23 protein-coding genes are annotated in these 26759 nt (G+C 72.3%); 15 read left to right on the top strand and 8 right to left on the bottom strand.

The features are described from left to right. The first annotated feature begins 187 nt into the window (after positions 1 to 187). Positions 188 to 1777: a phosphoglycerate dehydrogenase gene (gene serA, locus IG05_RS0127060; RefSeq protein WP_030346610.1), complete on the top strand. Its 1590-nt coding sequence runs from the start codon at positions 188 to 190 to the stop codon at positions 1775 to 1777. Between the two features lie 69 nt (positions 1778 to 1846). Here the strand turns inward: serA and IG05_RS0127055 are convergent, their stop codons facing one another. Beyond that, positions 1847 to 3361, bottom strand: a complete 1515-nt coding sequence (locus IG05_RS0127055; protein WP_030346609.1) for an MFS transporter — start codon at positions 3359 to 3361, stop codon at positions 1847 to 1849. Between the two features lie 97 nt (positions 3362 to 3458). Here IG05_RS0127055 and IG05_RS0127050 point away from each other — a divergent pair, with 97 nt between their 5' ends. Beyond that, positions 3459 to 4046, top strand: coding sequence for a TetR/AcrR family transcriptional regulator (locus IG05_RS0127050; protein WP_030346608.1), 588 nt, complete (start codon positions 3459 to 3461; stop codon positions 4044 to 4046). A 364-nt stretch (positions 4047 to 4410) separates the two neighbouring features. On the opposite strand, the gene IG05_RS0127045 is transcribed toward IG05_RS0127050, so the two are convergent. Continuing rightward, a complete protein-coding gene (locus IG05_RS0127045; protein ID WP_199808389.1) occupies positions 4411 to 5700 on the bottom strand; it encodes a PucR family transcriptional regulator in 1290 nt (429 codons plus the stop codon). A gap of 165 nt (positions 5701 to 5865) precedes the next feature. Between IG05_RS0127045 and IG05_RS0127040 the strand changes: the two genes are divergently transcribed. Both IG05_RS0127040 and pruA read left to right on the top strand, forming a co-directional pair. Then, positions 5866 to 6792 (top strand): proline dehydrogenase family protein, encoded by a 927-nt coding sequence (locus tag IG05_RS0127040; RefSeq protein WP_030346606.1) that lies wholly within the window; start codon positions 5866 to 5868, stop codon positions 6790 to 6792. Positions 6793 to 6831: 39 nt separating this feature from the next. After that, the gene (gene pruA / locus IG05_RS0127035; protein ID WP_030346605.1) at positions 6832 to 8463 is read left to right on the top strand and encodes an L-glutamate gamma-semialdehyde dehydrogenase; all 1632 of its coding nucleotides are present in this window, start codon (positions 6832 to 6834) and stop codon (positions 8461 to 8463) included. Between the two features lie 97 nt (positions 8464 to 8560). On the opposite strand, the gene IG05_RS0127030 is transcribed toward pruA, so the two are convergent. Continuing rightward, a complete protein-coding gene (locus tag IG05_RS0127030; protein ID WP_030346603.1) occupies positions 8561 to 8983 on the bottom strand; it encodes a hypothetical protein in 423 nt (140 codons plus the stop codon). Between the two features lie 203 nt (positions 8984 to 9186). On the opposite strand from IG05_RS0127030, the gene IG05_RS0127025 reads away from it, so the two are divergent. Continuing rightward, the gene (locus tag IG05_RS0127025) at positions 9187 to 9726 is read left to right on the top strand and encodes a GNAT family N-acetyltransferase (RefSeq protein ID WP_030346602.1); all 540 of its coding nucleotides are present in this window, start codon (positions 9187 to 9189) and stop codon (positions 9724 to 9726) included. Positions 9727 to 9993: 267 nt separating this feature from the next. Beyond that, complete coding sequence (locus IG05_RS50040; RefSeq protein WP_267883326.1) at positions 9994 to 10122, top strand: hypothetical protein; 129 nt, start codon at positions 9994 to 9996, stop codon at positions 10120 to 10122. Between the two features lie 29 nt (positions 10123 to 10151). Here the strand turns inward: IG05_RS50040 and IG05_RS0127015 are convergent, their stop codons facing one another. After that, positions 10152 to 11696 (bottom strand): purple acid phosphatase family protein, encoded by a 1545-nt coding sequence (locus IG05_RS0127015; protein WP_030346601.1) that lies wholly within the window; start codon positions 11694 to 11696, stop codon positions 10152 to 10154. A gap of 143 nt (positions 11697 to 11839) precedes the next feature. On the opposite strand from IG05_RS0127015, the gene IG05_RS0127010 reads away from it, so the two are divergent. Further along, complete coding sequence (locus IG05_RS0127010; RefSeq protein WP_030346600.1) at positions 11840 to 12883, top strand: 3-isopropylmalate dehydrogenase; 1044 nt, start codon at positions 11840 to 11842, stop codon at positions 12881 to 12883. Positions 12884 to 13119: 236 nt separating this feature from the next. Continuing rightward, the gene (locus IG05_RS0127005) at positions 13120 to 14208 is read left to right on the top strand and encodes a branched-chain amino acid aminotransferase (protein ID WP_030346598.1); all 1089 of its coding nucleotides are present in this window, start codon (positions 13120 to 13122) and stop codon (positions 14206 to 14208) included. Here IG05_RS0127005 and IG05_RS0127000 read toward each other — a convergent pair. Then, a complete protein-coding gene (locus tag IG05_RS0127000) occupies positions 14205 to 15647 on the bottom strand; it encodes a cytosine permease (RefSeq protein ID WP_030346597.1) in 1443 nt (480 codons plus the stop codon). The two genes, IG05_RS0127005 and IG05_RS0127000, sit on opposite strands and share 4 nt — an antisense overlap. Before the next feature lie 146 nt (positions 15648 to 15793). Between IG05_RS0127000 and ureA the strand changes: the two genes are divergently transcribed. The 7 genes from ureA (at position 15794) to IG05_RS0126965 (ending at position 23636) form a co-directional block, all read left to right on the top strand. Then, positions 15794 to 16513 (top strand): urease subunit gamma, encoded by a 720-nt coding sequence (gene ureA, locus IG05_RS0126995; RefSeq protein ID WP_030346596.1) that lies wholly within the window; start codon positions 15794 to 15796, stop codon positions 16511 to 16513. Continuing rightward, on the top strand, positions 16510 to 18231 hold the full coding sequence (locus tag IG05_RS0126990; protein ID WP_030346595.1) for an urease subunit alpha: 1722 nt from the start codon (positions 16510 to 16512) through the stop codon (positions 18229 to 18231). The genes ureA and IG05_RS0126990 overlap by 4 nt, the downstream gene beginning before the upstream one ends. 16 nt (positions 18232 to 18247) lie before the next feature. Further along, positions 18248 to 19288 carry an agmatine deiminase family protein gene (locus tag IG05_RS0126985; protein ID WP_030346594.1) on the top strand — a complete coding sequence of 347 codons (1041 nt, stop codon included), beginning with the start codon at positions 18248 to 18250 and terminating at the stop codon, positions 19286 to 19288. An 18-nt stretch (positions 19289 to 19306) separates the two neighbouring features. Then, the gene (locus IG05_RS0126980) at positions 19307 to 19912 is read left to right on the top strand and encodes a TetR/AcrR family transcriptional regulator (protein ID WP_030346593.1); all 606 of its coding nucleotides are present in this window, start codon (positions 19307 to 19309) and stop codon (positions 19910 to 19912) included. A 66-nt stretch (positions 19913 to 19978) separates the two neighbouring features. Further along, positions 19979 to 21301, top strand: coding sequence for an MFS transporter (locus tag IG05_RS0126975; RefSeq protein WP_030346591.1), 1323 nt, complete (start codon positions 19979 to 19981; stop codon positions 21299 to 21301). A 285-nt stretch (positions 21302 to 21586) separates the two neighbouring features. Continuing rightward, the gene (gene cimA / locus IG05_RS0126970; protein ID WP_030346590.1) at positions 21587 to 23197 is read left to right on the top strand and encodes a citramalate synthase; all 1611 of its coding nucleotides are present in this window, start codon (positions 21587 to 21589) and stop codon (positions 23195 to 23197) included. A gap of 13 nt (positions 23198 to 23210) precedes the next feature. Beyond that, positions 23211 to 23636, top strand: a complete 426-nt coding sequence (locus IG05_RS0126965; RefSeq protein ID WP_030346589.1) for a VOC family protein — start codon at positions 23211 to 23213, stop codon at positions 23634 to 23636. 48 nt (positions 23637 to 23684) lie between these two features. Here the strand turns inward: IG05_RS0126965 and IG05_RS0126960 are convergent, their stop codons facing one another. The 3 genes from IG05_RS0126960 to IG05_RS0126950 are packed head-to-tail and all read right to left on the bottom strand — an operon-like array spanning position 23685 to position 26709. Then, entirely contained in the window at positions 23685 to 24287 is a 603-nt protein-coding gene (locus IG05_RS0126960) for a GPP34 family phosphoprotein (RefSeq protein WP_030346588.1), read from the bottom strand. Between the two features lie 54 nt (positions 24288 to 24341). Beyond that, positions 24342 to 24830, bottom strand: a complete 489-nt coding sequence (locus IG05_RS0126955) for a hypothetical protein (RefSeq protein WP_234336041.1) — start codon at positions 24828 to 24830, stop codon at positions 24342 to 24344. A 16-nt stretch (positions 24831 to 24846) separates the two neighbouring features. Next, positions 24847 to 26709 carry a ricin-type beta-trefoil lectin domain protein gene (locus IG05_RS0126950; RefSeq protein ID WP_030346585.1) on the bottom strand — a complete coding sequence of 621 codons (1863 nt, stop codon included), beginning with the start codon at positions 26707 to 26709 and terminating at the stop codon, positions 24847 to 24849. Positions 26710 to 26759: the final 50 nt, after the last annotated feature.

Here is a 26759-nt window from a genome sequence, read left to right as displayed (position 1 = left end):
TTGTCCACCCCGTCCAGCCCCGGACGAGTGATCCTTCCGCGGTGGCGTAATACGGCGCCCGCCGCACCACTAGACTGCTGCACAACACGCGTCAGGCCCACAGCGTCGTGCGTCTTCCGCGGCTAGCCCCCCTCCTCCGCCTGCGGCCGTCGGGACGGCCGTCCGCATCGCACATGTGAGGACTCACGTGAGCTCGAAACCTGTCGTACTCATCGCTGAAGAGCTGTCGCCTGCCACCGTCGACGCACTCGGTCCGGACTTCGAGATCCGGCACTGCAACGGCGCGGACCGCGCCGAACTGCTGCCGGCCATCGCCGACGTGGACGCGATCCTGATCCGCTCGGCCACCAAGGTCGACGCCGAGGCCATCGCCGCCGCGAAGAAGCTCAAGGTCGTCGCCCGGGCCGGTGTCGGCCTGGACAACGTCGACGTCTCCGCCGCCACCAAGGCCGGCGTGATGGTCGTCAACGCCCCCACCTCCAACATCGTGACCGCCGCCGAGCTGGCCTGCGGTCTCATCCTCGCCACGGCCCGCAACATCCCGCAGGCCAACGCCGCGCTGAAGAACGGCGAGTGGAAGCGCAGCAAGTACACCGGCGTGGAGCTGGCCGAGAAGACACTGGGCGTGGTGGGCCTGGGCCGCATCGGCGCCCTCGTCGCGCAGCGCATGTCCGCCTTCGGCATGAAGGTCGTCGCCTACGACCCCTACGTGCAGCCCGCGCGGGCTGCGCAGATGGGCGTCAAGGTGCTGTCGCTGGACGAGCTGCTGGAGGTCTCCGACTTCATCACCGTCCACCTGCCCAAGACCCCCGAGACGCTCGGCCTGATCGGCGACGAGGCGCTGCGCAAGGTCAAGCCGACCGTGCGCGTCGTCAACGCCGCCCGTGGCGGCATCGTGGACGAGGCGGCGCTGTACGCGGCGCTGAAGGAGGGCCGGGTCGCCGGCGCGGGCCTCGACGTGTACGCCAAGGAGCCGTGCACCGACTCCCCGCTCTTCGAGCTGGACCAGGTCGTCTGCACCCCGCACCTCGGCGCCTCCACCGACGAGGCGCAGGAGAAGGCCGGTATCGCCGTCGCCAAGTCGGTCCGTCTCGCCCTCGCCGGTGAGCTGGTGCCGGACGCGGTGAACGTGCAGGGCGGTGTCATCGCCGAGGACGTCAAGCCGGGCCTGCCGCTCGCCGAGCGCCTCGGCCGCATCTTCACCGCGCTCGCCGGTGAGGTCGCGGTCCGCCTCGACGTCGAGGTCTACGGCGAGATCACCCAGCACGACGTGAAGGTGCTGGAGCTGTCCGCGCTCAAGGGTGTCTTCGAGGACGTCGTCGACGAGACGGTGTCGTACGTCAACGCCCCGCTGTTCGCGCAGGAGCGTGGGGTCGAGGTGCGGCTGACCACCAGCTCCGAGTCGGCCGAGCACCGCAACGTGGTGACCGTGCGCGGCACGCTGGGCACCGGCGAGGAGGTGTCGGTCTCCGGCACGCTGGCCGGCCCGAAGCACGTCCAGAAGATCGTCGCGGTCGGCGACTACGACGTCGACCTCGCGCTCGCCGACCACATGGTCGTCCTGCGCTACGAGGACCGCCCGGGTGTCGTCGGCACCGTCGGCCGCATCCTCGGCGAGGCGGGCCTCAACATCGCCGGCATGCAGGTCGCCCGCGCGACGGTGGGCGGTGAGGCGCTCGCCGTCCTCACCGTGGACGACACGGTGGGCTCCGGCGTGCTGGCCGAGGTCGCCGAGGAGATCGGTGCGCGCTCCGCCCGCTCGGTGAACCTGGTCTGATCCGTCCGTGCCGGAACGCCGGACGGGCTGAGGTCTTCCCTCAGCCCGTCCGGCGTTTTCCGTTCCCCCTTACTTCCGCCCGGCCCCGATCCCGCGCAGCGTCACCGCCGCGCCCACCGCCGCCAGCAGCAGGATCACCGCCCCGGCCAGCGCGGCGCCCCGCATGCCGCTGGTGAACGCCTCCCGGGCCGTGGCGAGGAGGGTGTCGCCGGCCCCGCCGGGCAGGCGGGCGGCCGTCGCGAGGGCGCCGCCCAGGGTCTCGCGGGCCTGGTCCGGCGCGCCGGCCGGCATCTCGTGGCGGTAGAGCGCCGTACCGATGGAGCCAAGGACCGCCATGCCGAGCGCGCCGCCGAACTCGGCGCCGGTCTCCAGCAGCGAGGAGGCCGTGCCCGCTCGCTCCACCGCCGTGCTGGTCATGGCGAGGTCGGTCAGCTGGGACATGATCGCGACCATTCCGCAGGCCAGGACGCCGGCCCCGGTGAGCACCGGCCACAGCGAGTCGGTGCCGACGAGGGCGAGCACCACGTAACCCGCCGCCATGGCCGCGAAGCCGCCGGCGACGACGTACCCCCGGTCGACGCCCCGCTGGACGAGCGCCGTCGTGACCGGACCGGCGACTCCGATGAACACCGAGGGCAGCAGGCTCCACAGGGCCGCCTCCAGGGGGCTCTTGCCGAGGACGGACTGGAGGTACTGCGTGGTGAAGATCGCCGAGCCCATCATGCCGAGGCTGGCGACGAGGTTCAGGACCAGCGCCGGGGTGAAGCCGCGGCCCTTGAGCAGGGCCGGCGGGATCAGCGGCGAGCCGGCGGTGCGCTGGCGCCGGACGAACAGGGCCGCGAAGAGCAGGCCGACGGTGATCGAGACGACGTACAGCGGGTGCCAGCCCTCGGAGGGGATCTCCTTGAGGCCGTAGATCACGGGGAGCACGGCGGCCATGGACAGCGGGACGCTCGGCCAGTCGAAGCGGCCGGGCGCGGGGTGCCTGGACTCGGGCAGCAGCACCGGGCCGAGGACGAGCAGCAGCGCCATCGCGGGCAGGTTGACCAGGAAGACCGAGCCCCACCAGAAGTGCTCGACGAGGATGCCGCTCATCACCGAGCCGAGGGCGATGCCGCCGGTCATCACGCCGGACCACGCTCCGATCGCCTTCGCCCGCTGGACCGGGTCGGTGAACATCGTGCGCAGCAGGGCCATGGTGGACGGCATCAGGGTCGCGCCGCCGATGCCGAGGATCGCGCGGGCCGCGATCAGGGTCCCGGCGCTGTTCGCGTAGGCCGCGAGGAGCGAGGCGGCGCCGAAGGCCGCGGCTCCCACGAGGAGGAGCCTGCGGCGGCCGATGTGGTCGCCGAGCGAGCCCATCGTCATCAGCAGGCCGGCCAGGACGAAGCCGTAGATGTCGAAGATCCACAGCTGCTGGGTGCCCCTCGGGTGCAGGTCGGCGCTGATCGCGGGGGTCGCGAAGTACAGGACGGAGACGTCCATCGAGACCAGCAGCAGCGGCAGCATCAGCACACCGAGCGCGGTCCACTCACGGCGTCCGGCTCGGACGGGGGCGGTGGTGCTCGTCGCGTTCGTCGTCATGCCGGAGACTGTACGGGCGTATTAAACGCTTGTCTAGAACAAATGTATAAGTCATTCGTCTAGGACGGTTGTATGGGTCGCGGGTAGGGTGGGCCGCATGGGACACCGTGAGGATCTGCTCGAAGGCGCCAAGCGCTGCCTGCTGGAGAAGGGGTTCCTGCGCACCACCGCGCGGGACGTCGTCCGGGAGTCGGGCACCAACCTGGCATCGATCGGCTACCACTACGGCTCGAAGGACGCCCTGCTGGTGCAGGCCTACATCTCGCTGATCGAGGGCGTGGGCGAGCGCTTCGACCCCGGCGCAGGCGTGGAGACCACCCAGCCCCCGGGTTCTCTGGAGCGCTTCCGGGAGGTGATGGCCGCCATCATCGCCACGGTGCCCGAGGCCCGGGCGATCTGGCTGCTCAGCTTCGAGCTGATGTTCCAGGACGAGCGGCTGGAGGGGGTGCGGGGGCGCCTGGCCGAGGCCCAGCGGGAGGGCCGGGCGGGACTGGCGTCCATGTTCACCGGCATTCCGGAGGCGGACCTCGACCGGGAGACGGTCGAGGCCGAGGGCCGGCTCTACCAGACCCTCCTCAACGGCCTCATGGTCCAGTGGCTCTTCGACCCGGACACGGCGACCACCGCCGAGCAGCTCACGGAGGGGCTGCGGCGGGTCATCGCCGGAGTCGGCAGGAACGGCTGACCCGGCCGGCCGGGCGGGTGCCGCCGGGGACTGACCCGCCCAGGGTCGCACCGGTGCCCGGTGACCGGCGCCCGGTGCCCGGTGACCGGCGCCCGCCCGCCGGTCGCGCACCGCCGGGCCAGGGCGCCCGGCCTCGGCAGCCCGGTCGGCGCGCCCGCGTACCCGGTGTGCGCCGCGAGGAGGCCGAAGCCGGCCGCGCCCACCCCCATGCCCCCGTCGCAGGCGAGGTTCCACCGGGCGCTGTGCCGTGCAGGCCGGCACGGCGGGCGCGCGCCGCGTCGATCACCGTCTGTTCGGCGGGCATCGCGGCGGCGGGCCCGGTACCGAGGGGCTCGGCCTGACGGGACGGTCGCAGCCCGGACGGTCACAGCCGGGCGCGCTTCAGCGCCATGTGCAGCAGCAGCCGGTCCTCGCCGTCGTCCAGGTCCAGGCCGGTCAGCTGCTCCACACGGGACAGGCGGTAGTACAGCGTCTGGCGGTGGATGCCCAGCTCGGAGGCCGTGCGGCCGGCCTGGCCCGCGCAGTCGAGGAAGACCTCGGCGGTGCGGGCCAGCTCCCGGTGGACGGGGGAGAGCAGCGGGCCGACCACGCGGTCGTGCGCGGCCTGGGGCGGCAGCGCGGTCAGCAGCCGGTACGGCCCGATCCGCGACCACTGCGCGACCGGCCCGAACCGCGGCTCGGCCAGCGCGGCCCGCGCCGCGGCGGTGGCCTCCTGCCAGACCGTGCCGAGCTCGGCGAGGCCGGTGCGGGTCTCGCCGATCCCGGCCGCGACGGCGGCGCCCCCGGCCCCCGCGGGGAGTCCCGCGGCGACCGCCGCCGCCACCCGCGCCCCGGCCCCGCGGGCCGCGCCGCCCGCCGCCTGGCGCGCCCCCTCGGCCTCCTTCAGCAGCCGGGTGGCCGCCGCCAGTGCGGGCGCGCTCGTCTCCGTGGTCCGCAGCCGCACCAGCAGCGCCAGGCTCTGCCCGGCCGCCCCCCACGGCAGTGTGCACAGCGCGGTGGCGTGCGGGATCGTCCGGGCGGCCGGGGCGTCGTCCGGGTCGGCCGACGGCCAGGGCGCGACACAGACCAGGGTGTGCGGGCCGTCCGCGCGGGGGCCCAGGGCGGTGCGCAGGTCGGCCACCGCCATGTCCCGCTGCCAGCCGCTCTCCGCGGTGAGCACCGCCCGCAGTTCCCGGCTGAGCCCGGCCCCGGCCTCCGCCTCGTCGGCGAGCAGCGCGCCGATCCGGCCCGCGACGGCCATCGCGGCGGCCAGCTGGGCGTCGGTGGGCCCGGGGTCGCCCTCCAGCAGCCAGACGTAGCCGAGGACGACGCCCCGGTGCCGCACGGGCAGGCAGATCCGGCCGCGGTAGACGCCGGCCCCGGGGCTCGGCGGGATGCGGACCGGTCCGGTCGCGCGGGTGATGCCGAAGCCCTCGAACCAGGACCGGACCGTGGCCGTGGAGCGCCGGGTCAGGATCGAGCGGGTGCGCACCGGGTCCAGCGCGGACGGATCCAGCTCGTCCTCGCTGTCGTAGGCACCGAAGGCGATCAGCTCGAAGTCGCGGTTCTCCAGGGTCGCGGGCACCCCGAGCAGCTCGGAGATCTCGTCCACCAGCTCCTGGTAGTCCGCCCTGAACGCCTTGAAATCCGCCGCCACCCGGGCATTCTCCCTCATTCTCCGGCCGCCTTCATACATCTGTCTGAGATCCCGGGCACGGATGCGTGACAGCTGTCGATGGCCGAGGATCGGAGGGATCCATAGATTTCACGGTGGTTCTCCGTGCCGTACCCGAATCGTCGGGTGATGGCCCGTTTCGGTGCTTGTCTGTGGAGGTGCCCCGTGCTGGGTCCCGTGATTCTCGCCGCGTCGCGCAGCGACCGGATGCGTCGCCTGATCTCGGCGGCCCCGGTGACCAAGCAGGTCGTCGACCGCTTCATCCCCGGCGAGACCGTGGCCGACGTCGTCCCGATCATCGAGGACATGACGGCGAAGGGCCTGGAGCTGACGATGGACGTCGTCGGCGAGGACATCACCACGCCCGAGCAGGCCGCCCACGCCCGCGACGCCTACCTCGCGCTGATCGGCCACCTCAGGGAGCTGGAGCTGGGCGAGCGGGTCGAGATGTCGGTCAAGCTGTCCATGTTCGGGCAGGCGCTGGAGGGCGGCCACGAGCTGGCCCTCGCCAACGTCCGCCCGGTGGTCGAGGCGGCCGCCGCCATCGGTACGACGGTGACGCTGGACGCCGAGGACCACACCACCCTCGACTCGATGTTCGCCATCCACGAGGAGCTGCGGAAGGACTTCCCGCAGACCGGCTGCGTCATCCAGGCCTACCTCTTCCGCACCGAGGCCGACGCCCGCCGCCTCGCGGCCTCCGGCAGCCGCGTCCGCCTGGTCAAGGGCGCCTACAAGGAGCCCGCCGAGGTCGCCTACCAGCAGAAGCACGAGATAGACAAGGCGTACGTCCGGATCCTGCGGATCCTCATGGACGGCGAGGGCTACCCGATGATCGGGTCGCACGACCCGCGCCTGATCGCCATCGCCCAGGAACTGGCCCACAAGGCCGGCCGTAAGCTCGACGAGTACGAGTTCCAGATGCTCTACGGCATCCGCGGCGACGAACACCTGCGGCTGGCCGCCGAGGGCCACCGCATGCGCGTCTACACCGCCTACGGCACCGACTGGTACGGCTACTTCATGCGCCGTCTCGCGGAGAAGCCGGCCAACCTCCGGTTCTTCCTCCGTTCCATGGTCAGCAAGGGCTGAGCCCGCACACCCGCTCACGTACAAGGAGTTACGGATCTCATGGACGCTGTGACCCAGGTCCCCACCCCCGTCAACGAGCCGGTGCACGGCTACGCCCCCGGCTCGCCCGAGCGCGCCCGGCTGGAGGTCAAGCTCAAGGAGCTGGCCGAGAACCCGATCGACCTGCCGATGACCATCGGCGGGGAGAAGCGGATGGGCGGCGGCGAGACCATCCAGGTGGTCCAGCCGCACAACCACAAGTCCGCCATCGGCACCCTGCGCAACGCCACCCAGCAGGACGCGCGGGACGCCATCGACGCGGCGCTGGCCGCCGCGCCGGCCTGGCGTGCGATGTCCTTCGACGACCGCGCCGCGATCATCCTGCGCGCCGCCGAGCTGCTGGCCGGCCCCTGGCGCGAGACCCTGGCCGCCTCCACGATGCTGGGCCAGTCCAAGACCGCGCAGCAGGCCGAGATCGACACGCCCTGTGAGCTGGTCGACTTCTGGCGCTTCAACGTCCACTACGCCCGCCAGATCCTCGCCGAGCAGCCCCCGGCGAACTCCCCGGGTGTGTGGAACCGCCTGGACCACCGCCCGCTGGAGGGCTTCGTCTACGCGATCACGCCGTTCAACTTCACGGCGATCGCCGGCAACCTGCCCACCGCCCCCGCCCTGATGGGCAACGTGGTGGTCTGGAAGCCGTCCCCGACGCAGACCCACGCGGCCGTCCTCCTCATGCAGCTGCTGGAGGAGGCGGGCCTGCCCAAGGGCGTCATCAACCTCGTCACCGGCGACGGCATCGAGGTCTCCAAGGTCGCCCTGGAGCACCGGGACCTCGCCGGCATCCACTTCACCGGTTCGACCAAGACCTTCCAGTACCTGTGGAAGACGGTCGGCGCCAACATCGAGAAGTACCGTTCCTACCCGCGCCTGGTCGGCGAGACCGGCGGCAAGGACTTCCTCGTCGCGCATCCGTCGGCCGACCGCGCGGTGCTGAAGACCGCCCTCACCCGGGGCGCCTTCGAGTACCAGGGCCAGAAGTGCAGCGCCACCTCCCGCGCGTACATCCCGGCCTCCATCTGGAACTCCGGCTTCAAGGAGGAGTTCGCGGCCGAGGTCGACTACCTGACCATGGGTGACGTCACCGACCTGTCGAACTTCATCGGCGCCGTCATCGACGAGCGCGCGTTCGCCAAGAACAAGGCCGCGATCGACCGTGCCAAGGCGGACCCGGCGTGCACGATCGTCGCGGGCGGCAGCTACGACGACTCGGTGGGCTACTTCGTCCGCCCGACCGTCATCGAGTGCACCGACCCGGAGAACGAGGTCTTCACGACCGAGTACTTCGGCCCGATCCTCGCCGTGCACGTCTACGAGGACGACGCGTACGACGAGATGCTGGCCCAGATGGAGTCGGTCTCGGACTACGCCCTCACCGGCTCGGTCATCGCGGGCGACCGCGCCGCCGCCGCCCACACGATGGCGAAGCTCCGCTACGCGGCGGGCAACTTCTACATCAACGACAAGTCGACCGGCGCCGTCGTCGGCCAGCAGCCCTTCGGCGGCGGCCGCGCGTCCGGTACCAACGACAAGGCCGGTGCCCCGCAGAACCTCCAGCGCTGGACGCTGACCCGCGCCATCAAGGAGACCCTGGTCCCGCCGACCGACTACGCCTACCCGCACATGGGCTGATCCTCAGCGCCCTGGACACGGGCCGGCGGGCCGACCTTCGAAAGGCAGGCCGCCGGCCCGTTCCCGTCGCGGGGTGCTCCTCCCGGCCGTCAGGCCCTCACGGGAGGTTCAGCCTGATGTCGTCGTCGTCGCTCAGATCGTGCTGGTTGATCTTCAGGTGGAACTGGCGGCTCTTGCCGCCCGGGACCGTGCAGGTCACGGTGATGGCGAGCTTGAAGTTCGCGTTCACCGGCACGACGAGGTCGACCGGGCCGTAGGGCGCGTTCGGCTGGCTCTGGCTGTCGACCTCGTCCGAGACGGACGAGCCCAGGGCCTGCAGCGTGACTCTCGTGGGGACGGTGTTCGGGAACTTGCCCGCGCAGCTCACCGAGCCGGAGTAGGTCACCGTTCCCGGCTCCAGCCCCGTGGGGTGCCCGAGCCCCGCGGAGTGCGCCGGACCGGCGAACAGCAGGCCGCCGGCGGCCGCCACGGCGCCGACCGCCAGGGTGCGGTACCTACGGCTCGAAGTGTTGGTAGGCATGTCACCACCTGCCTCAGGGGAGTGTGGGAGTCGACGGGGCCCACGGGCGCCTCGGGCGCGGTGGCCGCTCCGGTCACGTCACGGCAGTACCACTGGCCCCATCCGTCCCACCACCGTCCTACAGGCCCACCCGGACTGCAACCGCGGGCCCTGCCGACCAGCCGGTTTCCCGGCGGACGGCCGGGCGGGCCGAGAATGACGCCATGGCCATCCGCATGCGCACCGCCCACACCGCCGCCCTCGAAGCCGCCGAACTCCGTGACGCACGAGCCCTGTTGGACGCCGCCTTCGACGGGGACTTCTCCGCCGAGGACTGGGACCACGGGCTCGGCGGGATGCATGTGCTGATCCGGGACGCCGGCGGGCTCGCCGCGCACGGGGCGCTCGTGATGCGCCGGGTGCGGCACCGGGGGCGCTGGCTGCGGACCGGGTACGTGGAGGCCGTGGCCGTGCGGGCCGACGTGCGGCGCACCGGGCTGGGCGGGCGGGTGATGGCCGAGCTGGAGCGGCTGGCCGACCGGGCCTACGACCTCGGCGCGCTCGCCGCGAGCGAGGACGGGGCCGCGCTCTACTCCGCCCGGGGCTGGCAGCTGTGGCCCGGGCAGGTGCACGCCCTCTCCCCGGACGGGATCGTCCGGCTGCGGGAGGAGGAGGGCGGTGTGTACGTACGGCCCGCGCTCGCCGGCCCGCTCGACCCCGACGGCGAGCTGGTCTTCGACTGGCGCGACGGCGACATCACCTGACCCCCTCACCCGAACACACGAAAGCCCAGCTCAGGGCGGTGCGCCGCGGTCCGCCGTCTCAGATAGTAGGAAGTCCGAGTAATTGGGCAGACAGACGCGGGCGGCTCCCTTAGTTTGAAAGGAGCCGAACGTCTCGCTCGATCCAGCGAATGGCGGTCGTGAGCCAGGCCCCGTGCAGGCAACCCCTGCGGCCGGTGCTCCCCGCCTCTTCCGGCGACTCGCAACCCTCACTTCCGTGCTTCCCGTATGCCGAAGGAGTCGATCGCCATGGCCGAGACGACCGTCCGCCGAGTCCGCCACACGTCCCGCACGAGCGAGTCCGACCGCCAGAACGCCGCCGCCGCCCTCCAGCGTGCCCTGGACCGCCGGGACAACGGCGGCTCGACCGGCCACTGAGCCGCCGGGCCCACGGGAGCGGCGCGGCCTCAGCCGCCGCGCCGCACCTCGAAGTGGTCGATCCGCCGTCCGTCCAGCGCCAGCGCCGACACCGCCAGCCGCGGCGACGCGCCCGCCCGCACCTCCACCGACAGCAGCGAGAACCCGGTGTAGCGCACCCGCGACCAGTCCGCCGTCTCCGGCAGACGGTCCTTCCCCTTCGTCCACACGAAGGTCTTCACGGTCTCGTGCCGGGTGACCTGCCCCTCGTAGCTGTCCGCGACGCCCGGGGGAAAGGCGTACAGGTCGCGGCCGCCGCCGCCCGCCGTCACGTACACCGTGCCGTCCCGGGCGGGATCGGTGGAGCCGCCGACCGGCACCGCCCGGCCGACTCCGCCGGCCCGGATCGCGTCCGTGCGCTCGTACGCATGGTTGTGACCGTTGATCACCAGGTCCACCCGGTGCCGCGCGAACAGCGGCAGCCACTCACGCCGGACGCCCCCGTCCGAGGCGTGCCGGGAGGTGGAGTAGGCGCAGTGGTGGAAGAACACCACCACGAAGTCGAGGCCGTCGCTCGCGCGCAGCCGGCGCAGCGTCCGGTCCAGCCAGGCCGTCTGCCGGCCGCCGCTGCGCCCGAGGTTGGCGGGGATCTCGTACGAGACGTCGTTGGCGTCCAGCGCGACGAAGCCGGCGTTGCCGTACACGAAGGAGTAGGCGCCCGGGGTGCCATGCGGGTCGAAGCCGGTCTCCGGCAGGGAGAACCGGGCCAGCTGGCCGCCGTAGCCGTCCGGCGAGTACCAGGCCTCCATGTCGTGGTTGCCGGTCGTCACCATCCACGGCACGGACCGCGCCACCGGCTCGTTCTGCCTCAGGAACAGGTCCCACTGGGCGGGGTCGTAGCCGTCCGCGCGCTGCCCGGTGCCGTTGACGTCCGCGTAGCAGATGTCGCCCGCGTGCAGGTGGAAGGCGGGCTTCTGGCGCAGCACCAGTCCGTCGCCGGCGCTCGCCGCCCGGCTCACCCCCTGGTCGCCGAAGGCCGTGAACACGAAGCGCTCCGGACGGGCGGGCGCCGTGCGGAAGGAGGCGATGGCCGCGCGGTGGGCGGTGGCGGCCGGGTCCCAGCCGTCGTGGCCGACGCCGTAGTAGTACGTCGTCCCGGGCGTGAGGCCGTCCGCGACCGCGTGCACGTAGTACTGCTCCAGCGCGGGCCGGACCCCGGACACCCCGGGTGTGTGCAGCGGCCGTACCTCGGCCGCGATCCGGCGCCCGAGGTCGTCGGGGCGCAGCCCGAGGCGTACGTACGGCCGGTGCACGGCGAACGGCACCTGCCAGGAGACGCGCATCCCGGTGCGGGGGTCGGGGCCGAAGGCGAGGTGGCGGCCGAAGGGGCGCACCACCGAGCCCGGCGCCCGCGAACCGGCCGGGCCGGCCCGGCCCGGCGCGCCGTGGCAGCCGGTGAGCAGACCGCCCGCCACCGCGCCCGCCGTCACCAGCGTGCGGCGCGGGAGCACCCGGGTGCGCAGGTACGCGTACTGCTCGGCCATGCTCAGCCGTCCGGCGAGCGCGCGGGGGATGCCGACGTCAGGGGTGTCCATGGACGGGAACCTTCCCCCACGGCCCGACGCCCGTGCCGCGCCGGGGTGAACGCCAGCCGACGGGAGCACCCCGGCCACCCGTCCGGGCGTCCGCATGCCGGACAGGGCATGTCATCCCATGGGACGAGGAGTAGGGTGCCGACATGTCTCGCAGCATCAATCTCGCAGTGATCCCCGGTGACGGCATCGGCCAGGAGGTCGTGGCCGAGGGTCTCAAGGTCCTCTCCGCCGTCCTGCCGCAGGATGTGAAGCTGGAGACCGAGGACTACGACTTCGGCGCCCGGCGCTACCACGCCACCGGTGAGACCCTCACCGACGCCGACCTCGACTCCCTCAAGCAGCACGACGCGATCCTGCTCGGCGCCATCGGCGACCCGAGCGTCCCGTCCGGCGTCCTGGAGCGCGGCTTCCTGCTCAAGCTCCGCTTCGCCTTCGACCACCACGTCAACCTGCGCCCCTCGAAGCTGCTCCCCGGCGTCGCCACCCCGCTCGCCGGCCAGCCGGAGATCGACTTCGTCGTCGTCCGCGAGGGCACCGAGGGCCCGTACACCGGCAACGGCGGCACCATCCGCAAGGGCACCGAGCACGAGGTCGCCACCGAGGTGTCCGTCAACACCGCCTACGGTGTCGAGCGCGTGGTCCGCGACGCCTTCGCGCGTGCCCAGGCCCGCCCGCGCAAGAAGCTCACGCTGGTCCACAAGAACAACGTGCTGACCTTCGCCGGGCACCTGTGGACGAACACCTTCCACAAGGTGGCCCGGGAGTACCCCGAGGTCACCACCGACTACATCCACGTCGACGCGGCGACGATCTACCTCGTCACCGACCCCGCCCGCTTCGACGTCATCGTCACCGACAACCTCTTCGGCGACATCATCACCGACCTCGCCGCGGCCGTCTCCGGCGGCATCGGCGTGGCCGCCTCCGGGAACATCAACCCCAGCCGCGAGTTCCCGTCCATGTTCGAGCCGGTGCACGGCTCGGCCCCGGACATCGCCGGCCAGGGCAAGGCCGACCCCACCGCCACCGTCCTGTCCGTCGCCCTGCTGCTGCGCCACCTCGGTTACGACACGGAGGCCGACCGCATCGACGCGGCGGTCGCCGCCGACCTCACCGAGCGCGCCGGGCAGCCCGCCCGGAGCACCTCCGAGATCGGCGACGCGCTCGCCGTACGCGTAGCCGGCTGACCCGCCGCGCTACACCGAGCCGCCGGGTCGCAACCGCACCCGGCGGCTTTTCCTGTGCCTCGCCGGGTGCCACCATCAACCCTGGGCCACTTCACCCCGATTCCGTCCACCGCCGCCTCCGCGCGATAATCGAACGCGGAGCCGCGATATGAGGGAATGCTCGGACGTCCTAGCACTGGCGACGGGCAGTGCGGGGGTGAGCGCGGCCCGTCACTACAACCGGTGAAGGACACCACATGACGACGCCCACGATCGAGCTCAAGCCCTCCGCCAGCCCGCTCGCCGCCGCAGAGCGCGAGGCGATCCTGGCCCACCCGGGCTTCGGCCGCCACTTCACCGACCACATGGTGACGATCAAGTGGACCGAGGGCCGCGGCTGGCACGACGGCCAGCTCGTTCCGTACGCGCCGATCCCGCTGGATCCGGCCACCCACGTCCTGCACTACGCGCAGGAGATCTTCGAGGGCCTGAAGGCGTACCGGCAGCCCGACGGCTCCGTCGCCCTCTTCCGGCCGGACCAGAACGCCAAGCGCTTCCAGCGTTCCGCCCGCCGCCTCGCCATGCCCGAGCTGCCGGTCGAGACGTTCATCGAGGCCTGTGACGCCCTGGTCCGGCAGGACGTCGACTGGGTGCCCGCGCACGGCGGCGAGGAGTCGCTGTACCTGCGCCCGTTCATGATCGCCACCGAGGTCGGGCTGGGCGTGAAGCCGGCCAACGAGTACCTGTTCATCGTCATCGCCTCCCCGGCCGGCGCGTACTTCCCGGGCGGGGTCAAGCCGGTGTCCATCTGGGTCTCCGAGGACCGTGTCCGTGCCGTCCCCGGCGGCATGGGCGACGCCAAGACCGGCGGCAACTACGCCGCGTCCCTGCTCGCCCAGGCGGAGGCCGCCGCCAAGGGCTGCGACCAGGTCTGCTACCTCGACGCGGTCGAGCACAAGTGGGTCGAGGAGCTGGGCGGGATGAACCTGTACTTCGTGTACGGCAACAAGATCGTCACGCCCACCCTGACCGGCTCCATCCTGGAGGGCGTCACCCGCGACTCCCTGCTGGCCGTGGCCCGTGACCTCGGGTACGAGTCCGAGGAGGCGCGCGTCTCGGTGGACCAGTGGCAGCGCGACTCCGAGAACGGCACCCTCACCGAGGTCTTCGCGTGCGGCACCGCCGCCGTGATCACCCCGGTCGGCACCATCAAGCGGGCCGGCGCTCAGTGGCAGCAGAGCGGCGGGGAGCCGGGCGAGGTCACCCTGCGGCTGCGCGAGGCCCTGCTCGACCTCCAGCGGGGCAGGACCGCGGACGAGCACGGCTGGATGCACACGATCGGCTAACGGTCGCCGGACATGCTCAGGGCCGCCCCGGACTCCGTGTCCGCGGCGGCCCCCGTGCGTTCCCAGCGGGGCGCCGGCAGCAGGTACACCGCCCCGCCGACCAGCCCCGACAGCAGGAAGCTGCAGTCCACCCCGCCGGTCAGGGACAGCAGCGGGCCCTCGTACGACGGCAGGGAGACCGCCAGCAGGCCGACGCCCGCGCCGAGCGCCCAGGACACGGTGGCGCGGACGTTCCAGCCCGCCCGGTACCAGTAGACCCCGCCCCGGGAGCGGCGGTTGAAGACCTGGAGGGCGTCGGCGTCGTACACACCGCGGCAGCGGACGAAGCCGATGAGGGTGATGACCGCCCACGGGGTGCCGATGGCGGTGAGCAGGAGGACGAAGGACGTCATCGCCGACTGCGCGTCCCAGGCGTAGTGGCCGGCGAAGACGCAGGCCGTGGCCACGATCGCCACGGTGCAGGTGGCGCGGGCGCGGGAGGCGCGGGGCAGGATCGCGTCCAGGTCCAGGCCCATGGAGTACAGCATCAGGCCCGCGTTGCCGGCCGAGCCCGCGGAGGCGGACAGCAGCAGCGGCACCAGGTACCAGCCGGGGGAGGCCGCGACCAGCGGGCCCGCGTATTCGGTGGCCGCACCGGCCGCGTACGCCGTGAAGGTGCCGAAGAGCTGGGGGACCAGCAGGCCGAGGACCAGCCCGAGCCAGGTGCCGTGCAGCACGCGGCGCGCGGAGTGGCGGGCCGGCGAGATGTAGCGGGTGTAGTCGCCGAGCAGGGTGATGAAGGCGATGGGGCCGGACAGGCCCGCCGCCACCGCCGCCAGGAACCAGGTCGGCCAGAAGGAGCCCAGCAGGTAGCCGCCCGTGCCCGGCAGCGCGCCGGTGCCGAAGTGCGGGGCGTAGGCGAGGACGCCGAGCAGCAGCAGGGCCGTCATGCCGATCGCGAGGACGCGGGACATGGCGAGCAGCACCCGGTAGCCGTAGACCGCGCCGGCGACGGTCGCGGCGGCGAGCACCGCGTAGACGAGGGCGTACGACACCCCGTTCGCCGGCACCCCGAGGAGCCGGCCGAGGACCATCAGCATCACGTCCCCGCCGATCCACACCGTCAGCGCGGTGTAGCCGAGTGCCAGCAGCAGCCCGACCACCGAGCCGACGAGCCGGCCGCGCACGCCGAACTGGGCGCCGGAGGAGGTGGACAGGTTGGTCGCGGTGCGCAGGGAGACCAGGGCGAGCGGGGCCGTGAACAGGGTGCCGACCACCGTGCCCGCCACGATCGCGGTCACCGACGCCCACCAGCCGAGCCCGAAGGACGGCGGCAGCCAGCCGAAGATGATCACGCCGAGACAGAGGTTGGAGCCGAGCAGGATCGACACCAGGTCCCGTGGCCCGCTGGTGCGTTCCTCGTCCGGGATGGTGTCGACACCGCGCTGTTCTATCGGCATGGCTGGTCTCCTTCGACGGCCGCCCCACTGGATTAGAGCGACGTTCAATGTGACGTGCGGCCAGGCTCCCGGTCAATGCTTCCGCGTCATGAAATCTGTGTTTAGAGTGGTGCTCTAATCTGGGGAAGGCAAGGAGGTGCCGAGTCGTGCGACTGACCCCCACGGAACGTGACCGGCTGCTGCTCTTCGGAGCCGCCGAACTGGCCCGCGCCCGCCGGGCGCGCGGCCTGCGGCTGAACGTGCCCGAGGCCACCGCGCTGATCGCGGACACCGTGTGCGAGGCGGCCCGGGACGGCAGGCGGCTCGCCGAGGCCGTCGAGGCGGCCCGCTCGGTCCTCGGTCCCGAGGACGTCCTGCCGGGCGTCGCCGACGTCGTCACCGAGGTGATGGTCGAGGCCGTCTTCGACGACGGCTCCCGGCTCGCGGTCGTCTCCGACCCCATCGGCTGGGGGTCCCCCCGCGAAGCAGGGGGAGGCCTCGGCGCGCACGCCCCGGGCGCCCTGCTCCCCGGCCCGCAGCACGCCGACCCCGCGCCGGTCGTCCGGCTGCGCGTGACCAACACCGCGACCGTGCCGGTCTCCGTCACCTCCCACTTCCACTTCTTCGAGGCCAACCCGCGGCTCGACTTCGACCGCGGACAGGCCTACGGCATGCGGCTCGCCGTACCCGCCGGCTCCTCCGTCCGCTTCGGACCGGGGGAGAGCGAGGAGGTCGGGCTGGTGCCGGTCGGCGGCGAGCGGATCGCGATCGGCTTCGCCGGCCTGGTCGACGGGCCGCTGGACGCGCCCGGTGCGAAGCAGGAGGCCCTCCGCAGGGCCGCCGCCTGCGGATACCTGGGCGTTCCCGAGGAGGAGGGCAACCGATGAGCCGACCCGGAGGGCACCCGGCACAAGCCCGCCGCCTCACGCCCCACGAGTACGCCGCCACCCACGGACCCCGCGCCGGCGACCGGATCCGCCTCGGCGACTCCGGGCTCACCGTGCGCGTCGAGTCCGACGCGCAGCGGTACGGCGACGAGTTCCTCGCCGGCTTCGGCAAGACCGCCCGCGACGGGCTGCACCTGAAGGCCGCCGCCGTCCGCGCGACCTGTGACGTGGTGATCAGCAACGTCGTCGTGATCGACGCGGTGCAGGGGATCAGGAAGGTCTCCATCGGCATCCGCGAGGGCCGGATCTGCGCGATCGGCCGCGCCGGCAACCCCGACACCCTCGACGGCGTCGACGTCGTCGTCGGCACCGGCACCTCGATCGTCTCCGGCGAGGGGCTGATCGCCACCGCCGGGGCCGTCGACACCCACGTCCACCTGCTGTCGCCGCGGATCATGGAGGCGTCCCTCGCCTCCGGTGTCACCACGGTCGTCGGGCAGGAGTTCGGCCCGGTGTGGGGCGTCGGCGTCAACTCGCCCTGGGCGCTGCGGCACGCCTTCAACGCCTTCGACGCCTGGCCGGTGAACATCGGCTTCCTGGGCCGGGGTTCCTCCTCCCACGAGGCACCGCTGATCGAGGCCCTGGCCGAGGGCGGGGCGAGCGGCTTCAAGGTGCACGAGGACATGGGCGCCCACACCCGCGCCCTGGACACCGCGCTGCGGGTCGCCGAGGAGCACGACGTCCAGGTGGCCCTGCACAGCGACGGCCTGAACGAGTGCCTGTCGGTCGAGGACACCCTCCGGGTGCTGGAGGGCCGCACGATCCACGCCTTCCACATCGAGGGCTGCGGCGGCGGACACGTGCCCAACGTGCTGAAGATGGCCGGCGTGCCGAACGTCATCGGCTCCTCCACCAACCCCACCCTGCCCTTCGGCCGGGACGCGGTCGCCGAGCACTACGGCATGATCGTCTCCGTCCACGACCTCAAGCCCGACCTGCCCGGCGACGCCGCCATGGCCCGCGACCGCATCCGGGCCGGCACGATGGGCGCCGAGGACGTGCTGCACGACCTGGGTGCGATCGGCATCACCTCCTCCGACGCCCAGGGCATGGGCCGCGCCGGTGAGACGGTCCGCCGTACGTTCGCCATGGCCGCGAAGATGAAGGCCGAGCTGGGCCCGCTGGAGGGCGACGGCGAGGGCGACGACAACGCCCGCGTGCTGCGCTACATGGCCAAGCTGACGATCAACCCGGCCATCGCGCACGGCCTTTCGCACGAAGTCGGCTCGATCGAGGCCGGCAAGCTCGCCGACATCGTGCTGTGGCGTCCGGAGTACTTCGGTGCCAAGCCGCAGCTCGTCCTCAAGTCCGGCTTCCCGGCGTACGGCGTGGTCGGCGACCCCAACGCGGCCACCGACACCTGCGAACCCCTCGTCCTGGGACCCCAGTTCGGGGCGTACGGCGCCACGGCCGCCGACCTCTCGGTGGCGTTCGTCGCCCGGGCGGCGCTCGACCAGGGCAACGACACCATGCCGACGCGCCGCAGAAGGGTCGCCGTGCGCGGCACCCGGGGCATCGGCCCCGCCGACCTGCGCCTGAACTCCCGTACCGGGGCGGTGGACGTCGACCAGCGCACCGGTCTGGTCACCCTCGACGGCGACCCGCTGCGCTCCGAGCCGGCCGACTCCGTCTCCCTCAACCGCCTCTACTTCCTCTAACCACCAGGGACCCGACATGACCACCCCCGCCGCCGACGGCTTCCGCATGCCCGCCGAGTGGACCCCGCACGAGCGCACCTGGATGGCCTGGCCCGGCCCCAATCCGACCTTCGACGACCCGGACGACCTGGCCGCCTCCCGGACCGCCTGGGCGTCCGTCGCCCGCGCGGTGCGCCGCTTCGAACCGGTGACGGTCGTGTGCGGCCCCGGCCAGGCCGCCGGGGCGCGGGCCCTGCTCGGCCCCGGCATCGACACCGTCGAGCGGGAGCTGGACGACGCCTGGATGCGGGACATCGGCCCCACCTTCCTCACCGACGGAAAGGGCCGGCTGGCCGCCGTCGACTGGACGTTCAACGGCTGGGGCGCCCAGGACTGGGCCCGCTGGGAGCACGACGCCGGGATCGGCGCGTACGTCTGCGACCTCGCGGGCGCGAAGGCGTACGCCTCGAAGCTGGTCAACGAGGGCGGGGCGATCCACGTCGACGGCGAGGGCACCGTGCTGCTCACCGAGACCGTGCAGCTCGGCCCCGAGCGCAACCCGCACTGGTCGAAGGAGGAGGTCGAGGCGGAGATCCACGCCCACCTCGGCACCAGCAAGGCGATCTGGCTGCCGCGCGGCCTGACCGGCGACTATCCTCCCTATGGCTTCGGCACCCTGGGCCACGTCGACATCGTCGCCGCCTTCGCCCGGCCGGGTGTCGTGGTCGCGCACCATCAGCCGGACCCGGCGCACCCCGACCACGAGGTCACCAAGGAGGTCATCGGCCTGCTGAAGTCGGCGACCGACGCGCGGGGCCGCCGCCTGGAGGTCGTGGAGGTGCCCGCGCCGACCGCCCTGGAGGCCGACGGCCACTGGGCCGACTACTCCTACATCAACCACTACCTGTGCAACGGCGGCGTGGTGCTGTGCGCCTTCGACGACCCGCGCGACGAGATCGCCGCGGGCATCTTCCGCCGGCTGTTCCCCGAACGCACGGTGACGCTGGTGGACGCGCGTACGATCTTCGCGGGCGGAGGCGGTATCCACTGCATCACGCAACAGCAGCCGAAGGTCTGACACACACGGGAGCAGCAGATGGCCGGTGCGGGCCGGGCGCGCAGGAACGCGCCGCCGCGCGAGGAGGTCCTCGCTGCCGCCATGGACATGATCGCCGAGCGCGGTCTGGAGAAGCTCACCATGGCGGGGCTGGGCCGCGAGGTCGGCATGAGCAGCGGCCATCTCCTGTACTACTTCCGCTCCAAGGACGAGCTGCTGCTCCAGACCCTGGAGTGGAGCGAGGGCCGGCTGGGCGCGGAACGGGGGCGGCTGCTGACCGGCCCCGGGAGCGCGCGGGAGCGGCTTTCCGCGTACGTCGACCTGTACGTCCCCGACGGGCACCGCGATCCGCACTGGACGCTGTGGCTGGAGGTCTGGAACCGCTCGCAGAACGCCGACGAGGACGCGCGTGCCCGGCAGGCCGCGATCGAGGGCGCGTGGCACCGGGACCTGGTCGCGCTGATCGCCGAGGGGATCTCGCGGGGGGAGTTCCGGCGGGTGGACGCGGACCGGTTCGCCTCGCGGCTGCGTGCGCTGCTCGACGGATTCTCCATCCACGTGGCGATCGGACTGCGGGGCGCCGACCGGGAGCAAGTGCTCCGGCACGTGCGGGAGTTCGTCGAGGACGCGTTGCCGGCCGGATAGCTGCGGGTCCGTCGCGGCCGGCCGCCGGAGGAATCGTTCGCTCCGCCGACGGGCAGGTAACGGCCCATGGGACGACAACACTGGAAGAAGATCTGGGTCGGCTCGGCCGGGAACATGGTCGAGTGGTACGACTGGTTCGTGTACGCGAGCTTCGCCACGTACTTCGCCGGTGCCTTCTTCCCGAGCGGCAACCCCACCGCCCAGCTGATGAACACGGCCGGCATCTTCGCCGTGGGTTTCTTCATGCGTCCCGTCGGCGGCTGGCTGCTGGGCAGGGTCGGTGACCGCAAGGGCCGCAAGGCCGCGCTGACGCTGACCGTGACGCTGATGTCGGCCTCGGCGGTCCTCATCGCCGTCGCCCCCACCTACGGGGTCGCGGGCTACGGCGGCGCGCTCGTCCTGCTCGTCGCCCGCCTGCTCCAGGGCCTGTCCGTGGGCGGCGAGTACGCGGCCAGCGCCACCTACCTGACCGAGGCCTCGGACCCGGGGCGCCGCGGCTTCGCCTCCAGCTTCCAGTACGTGTCCATGACCGCCGGCCAGATCGTCGGCCTCGGCCTGCAGATCGTCCTCCAGCGCACGATGTCCGACGACGCCCTGCACAGCTACGGCTGGCGCATCCCGTTCGTCGTCGGCGCGCTCGGCGCGGCCGTCGTCTTCTACCTGCGCCGCAACATGCTGGAGACCGAGGTGTACGAGGAGGACACCTCGCAGGCCGGGGAGCGCGGCACCCTGCGCGCGCTGTGGCGGCACCGGCGGGAGGCGTTCCTGGTCGTCGCCCTCACCATGGGCGGCACGGTGGCCTACTACACGTACACCACCTACCTCACCAAGTACCTGTCCAACTCGGCGGGCCTGTCCAAGCAGACCGCGACCCTGGTCTCCTTCACCGCGCTGATCGTCTTCGCCTGCCTCCAGCCGCTCGCGGGCGCCCTCTCCGACCGCATCGGCCGCCGCCCGCTGCTGATCACCTTCGCCGTCGGCTCCACCTTCCTGACGGTCCCGATCATGACGCTGCTCCGGCACGCGGACGGCTACTGGTCCGCCCTCGGCCTCGCCCTGCTCGCGCTGGTCGTGGTCACCGGCTACACCTCCATCAACGCCTGCGTGAAGGCCGAGCTGTTCCCGACCGGTGTCCGCGCGCTCGGCGTCGCCCTGCCGTACGCCCTCGCCAACGCCCTCTTCGGCGGCACCGCCGAGTACGTGGCGCTGTGGTTCAAGAAGGGCGGCATCGAGTCCGGCTTCTCCTGGTACGTGGCCGCCTGCGCCGCCGTGTCCCTCGTGGTGTACGTCATGATGCGCGAGACCAAGGACCTGGACCTGGGCCGGGTGAAGGCCGCCCGGGAGGCCGGGGACGGATCCGCGGAGTCCACCGTGACGACCGCATCCTGAGACGGGCGGTGAGCCGGGGGCGGGGCTGTGCCAGACTGCCCCCGTGCTCTCGTTCGCCATGATTATTGGCAGCAGGCGCGCCGGTCCGCAGTGACCACCTCGTACGACCAGGTGCGGGTGGCCACCGTCGTCCTCGACCCGCGCGCAGACCTCTCGCACCCGCGAGGGGTTTTTTCGTTTTCCGGCCCACCTTCAGCCGGCGACGGAGCGCGAGGGAGCATGGAGGAACGGTGGAGCCGGTCCATCCGGTACAGACCGAAGATCCACAACAGGAGCCTTGAGACCATGACCGAGACGGCAACCAGCGAGCTCGACGACTCGTTCCACGTCTTCGACACCACGCTGCGCGACGGCGCGCAGCGCGAGGGCATCAACCTCACCGTCGCGGACAAGCTCGCCATCGCCCGGCACCTGGACGACTTCGGCGTGGGCTTCATCGAGGGCGGCTGGCCCGGCGCGAACCCCCGCGACACCGAGTTCTTCGCCCGCGCGCAGGCCGAGATCGACTTCCGGCACGCGCAGCTGGTCGCCTTCGGCGCCACCCGCCGCGCCGGCGCGAAGGCCGCTGAGGACCCGCAGGTCAACGCCCTGCTGGAGTCCGGCGCCCCGGTGATCACGCTGGTCGCCAAGTCGCACGACCGGCACGTGGAGCTGGCGCTGCGCACGACCCTGGACGAGAACCTGGAGATGGTCCGCGACACCGTGTCGTACCTGCGCGAGCAGGGCCGCCGGGTCTTCGTGGACTGCGAGCACTTCTTCGACGGCTACCGCGCCAACCCCGCGTACGCCAAGGCCGTCGTCCGCACGGCCGCGGAGGCCGGCGCCGACGTGGTCATCCTCTGCGACACCAACGGCGGCATGCTCCCCGCCCAGGTGCACGCGGTCGTCGCCACGGTCCTCGCCGACACCGGCGCCCGGCTCGGCATCCACGCCCAGGACGACACCGGCTGCGCGGTCGCCAACACCCTCGCCGCCGTCGACGCGGGCGCCACGCACGTGCAGTGCACGGCCAACGGCTACGGCGAGCGCGTCGGCAACGCCAACCTGTTCCCGGTGGTCGCGGCCCTGGAACTGAAGTACGGCAAGAAGGTGCTGCCCGACGGCAGGCTCCGCGAGACGACCCGGATCTCGCACGCCATCGCCGAGGTCGTCAACCTCACCCCCTCCACCCACCAGCCGTACGTCGGTGTCTCCGCCTTCGCCCACAAGGCCGGCCTGCACGCCTCCGCCATCAAGGTCGACCCGGACCTGTACCAGCACATCGACCCCGAACTGGTCGGCAACACCATGCGCATGCTGGTCTCCGACATGGCGGGCCGCGCCTCCGTCGAGCTGAAGGGCAAGGAGCTCGGCATCGACCTGGGCGGCGACCGCGAACTGGTCGGCCGGGTGGTCGAGCGCGTGAAGGAGCGCGAACTCCAGGGCTACACCTACGAGGCCGCCGACGCCTCCTTCGAGCTGCTGCTGCGCGCCGAGGTCGAGGGCCGCCCGCTGAAGTACTTCGACGTGGAGTCCTGGCGGGCCATCGTCGAGGACCGCCCCGACGGCACCCACGCCAACGAGGCCACGGTGAAGCTGTGGGCCAAGAGCGAGCGGATCGTCGCCACCGCCGAGGGCAACGGCCCGGTCAACGCCCTGGACCGCGCCCTGCGCGTGGCGCTGGAGAAGATCTACCCGCAGCTCGCCAAGCTGGACCTGGTCGACTACAAGGTCCGCATCCTGGAGGGCAAGCACGGCACCTCCTCCACCACCCGGGTGCTGATCTCCACCTCGGACGGCTCCGGCGAGTGGTCCACGGTCGGTGTCGCCGAGAACGTCATCGCCGCATCCTGGCAGGCCCTGGAGGACGCCTACACCTACGGCCTCCTGCGCGCGGGCGTGGAACCGGCCCGGTAGCCACAGTGGAGGTATGACCTCACACACCAGTGACGTGCTGTCCGGGGCCCGCGTCGCGACCCGGCTGCCCGCGCGGGACCTGGACCGGGCCCGGCGCTTCTACGCCGAGAAGCTCGGCCTGCACCCGGTGGACGAGCGGCCCGGCGGGCTGCTGTACCGGTGCGCGGGCGTGGACTTCGTCGTGTTCCGCTCGACGGGGGCCTCGCCCGGCACCTTCACCCAGATGGCCTTCGAGGTGGACGACATCGAGGGTGTCGTCGCGGAGTTGCGCCGCCGGGGCGTGGTCTTCGAGGAGGTCGACGCCCCCGGGTTCCGCACTCGGGAGGGCATCGCCGAGATCGACGGCAACTACCCGAGCAAGGGCGCGAGCGGGGAGCGCGGCGCGTGGTTCCGCGACAGCGAGGGCAACCTGCTGGGCATCGGCCAGCTGGTCCCGTGAGGCGGCCGGTCCTTCGCGGCCGGTGGCGGCCGGTGGCGGCCGGGAGGCTCAGGGCGCCCGCCAGATGTTGTCGAAGGCGATGTTCTCGATGCGGCGGCGTTCGCGGACGGCCTCCAGTTCGGTCACCGCGTCGCCGACCGCGAGCAGGACGGTGACGACGGCCTCGTCCTCGGGCTCCGGGCCGGCCGGCCGGTCGTCCTGGATGCCGAGGGTGGCGGCGAGGCCGGTGAGGACGGGGTCGCGGGACTCCCAGCGGTCGGTCGCGTGGCGCCGGGCGGCGGTGTCGGCCGGTACGTCGTCCCGGCCGCGGCCCGGCAGCCGGCGCCGGTGCCTGCCGGTGACCTGCCCGTCGGCCTCCAGGGTGTCCCGGTAGGCCACGGTCAGCCCCTCGCCCCGCCGCCACAGCCAGTCCGCGACGGTCTCGTACGGCTCCCGCCGTACCAGCGCCGCCCCCGCCTCGTCCAGCATCCGGTCACCCGTGGTCAGCACCGGTCCGGGCACGATGCGCTCGCCGTCCAGGGTGAGGGCCCGGGCGGCGAGCAGGTCGACCAGCTCGGCGCCGGCGAGTGCCAGCGCCAGGTCGCCCTGCTCGACGGGGCGGTCACCGGGCACGTCCAGGCTGACGAGGAACAGATCCTGCGGTGTGGTCATACCCCCACCATGGTCCGGCGGCGGCCGATCCGCACCACGCCACACCGCTCCCGCTCAGCAGGCGTCCGCGGCGACCCGCTCGAACGCGCGCAGGCTCATCACCCGGTCGTCGGCCCACACCTGCCCGGGCCGCAGCCGGCCGATCTGCTCGGTGGTGAACCTCGCGACCCCGTTGTAGGAGTCGCCACCGACGTAGTGCCCGAACCCGAGGACGTACTCGTGCCGGGGCAGCGGCTCCCGCTTCCCCCGGTGCCTGGCCCGCCACTTCGCCGGCGGGTCGAACAGGGGGAACTCGGCGTCGCCGCGCAGCCCCTCCTTCTTCGACTCCCACCCGGTGGTGATCGGACCGTCGCCCTCGCCACGGGTCCGCCCGTCCAGGTACGGGCCCCGGTAGCCGTCGTCACCGCACGGCCGGAACACCGCGTACGGCGTCCCGTCCGCGCCGGCCCGCACCCCCGCGAGCGGCAGGTCGACGGCGGCGCAGCCGCTCAGCAGCAGCATCCCGCCGGCGATCCCCACCGCCACGGCCCCCGTGTGTCGCATGTCCCGCCCTACCGCCTCACCGCAGCGTCCACTTCTGGTTGGCGGCCCCCGTGCACGTCCAGATCTGGGCCCGGGCCCCGTTCGCCGACGAGTTGTCCGTGACGTCGAGGCACTTGTCCGCCGCCGTGTTCACCACATCACCCGTGGCCGCGTTGTACGACCACCGCTGGGCACCGGTTCCGTTGCAGTCGTACAACTGCACCTTGGCCCCGTCCGCGGCCGAACCGGAGGACACGTCCAGGCACTTGCCGAGCGCCTGCACCGACCCGTCGGACTGCACGGTCCACTGCTGGGCCGTGCTGCCGTTGCAGTCGTAGAGCTGCACCGCCGTGCCGTCGGCGCTCGAACCGCCCGCCACGTCCAGGCACTTGCCGGCCAGCCCCACGAAGGCGCCGGTCCTGCCGCCGCCGGACTGCGTGCCGGACCAGGTGAAGGTGGCCGAGGTCCGCCCGGGCAGTGAGTAAGTGGCGTGCTGGGCACCCCAGTTCAGGGTGACCGTCTTCGCCGAGGAGGAGCCGTTGTACGCGATCAGGGCCTTGCTGCCGTCCGGGTTGCGCCAGGCCACGTTCGGTACCGCGGTGGAGGCCGTGGAGGCTATGCGCTGGGCGCCGGGGCGGACGAACTTGGTCAGGTGGCCCATGTCGTAGTACTCGACGGTGTAGTCCACGGTCCCGCTCGCACCGTCGCCGTTGTGCACGGTGATCAGGCCGGTGCAGGTGCCGCAGCCGCCGTTGTGCGGGCCCATGTTCTGGTCCACGGCCAGCGACCACTTGGTCACCGACTTCGCCCAGTTGCGCGTGTAGTCGATGATGTTCGACATGTCCTCGCGCTGCTGGTCGGTGATCCAGGTGCCGCCGGAGTGCTCGGTGCCGAAGGCGTCCAGCGCCGGGTACCGGTCGTGCACGGACGTCTGCTCGGTGACGTCACCGCCGTAGCCGTGCCAGGCGATCCCGCCGAAATTGGGGTGGTTGCGCACGGCCGGGTCGTCCACGGTCTGGGCGGCGTAGGAGTCGTACACGTCCCAGTTCCAGTCGTGCGCCAGCACCTTGGTGGCCAGGCCGGCCGCCTGGAGCCTGGGCAGCAGCTCGCTCTTGGTGAAGTAGGCGAGGCCGCTCGCGTTCCAGCTCATCGACGGGTAGCCGGAACAGCAGGTGGGCTCGTTCTGCGCGGTGACGTACGAGACGTCGACCCCCTGGTCCTTGTAGGCCTGGAGGTACTTCACGAAGTAGGAGGCGTACGCCCCGTAGTCCTCCGCCTTCAGCCAGCCGCCGCCCAGCGAGCCGCTGTCCTTCATCCACGCCGGTGCCGTCCACGGCGACGCCATCACCGTCAGCGCCGGGTTCAGCCGGAGCGCCTGCCTGGTCAGCGGGACGACGTCGGCGAGGTCGTGCGCGATGGAGAACTTCGCCAGGGACGGGTCGGTCTGCCCGGCCGGCACGTCGTCGTAGGTGTAGCCGTAGCGGGCGAGGTCGGAGGCGCCCATCGGATTGCGCAGGAACGACAGGCCGATGCCGTCCGTGGGCGAGAACAGCTTGCGCAGGGTCGCGTCCCGGGTCGTCTGGGACAGCGCCCCGCTGCTGTTCATCAGCCAGGCCGCGGTGTCCGTGAAGGACGCGCCGCCGCCGGTGAACGTCTGGTAGCGGGTGTTCTCGTCCACGGTGATGTTCTCGCCGCCACCGCCCGCCCCGGACTGGAAGGCGAACGGGGCCTGCGGCTGGAGGCCGCGTACGACGTGCCGGCCGGCGGAGTCGTCGGTGGTGGTGAGCCAGGCGGTGACCTGCTCACCGGCCGCGTGCGCGGGGGGTACGGCGGCACTGACGCCGACTGCGGAGAGCAGTCCGGCGAGCAGCAGCCGGACCGCGCGGGGGGTTCTCCTCATGGTGCGTCGCCCTTCCTTCTCGGATCGGCGGAGCTGACGGGCCGTCTTGA

The sequence above is a fragment of the Streptomyces sp. NRRL S-1022 genome (assembly GCF_000720135.1).
Taxonomy (GTDB): domain Bacteria; phylum Actinomycetota; class Actinomycetes; order Streptomycetales; family Streptomycetaceae; genus Streptomyces.
Note: the sequence above shows the minus strand (reverse complement) of the source record. Positions and strands in the feature narration are given on the sequence as shown.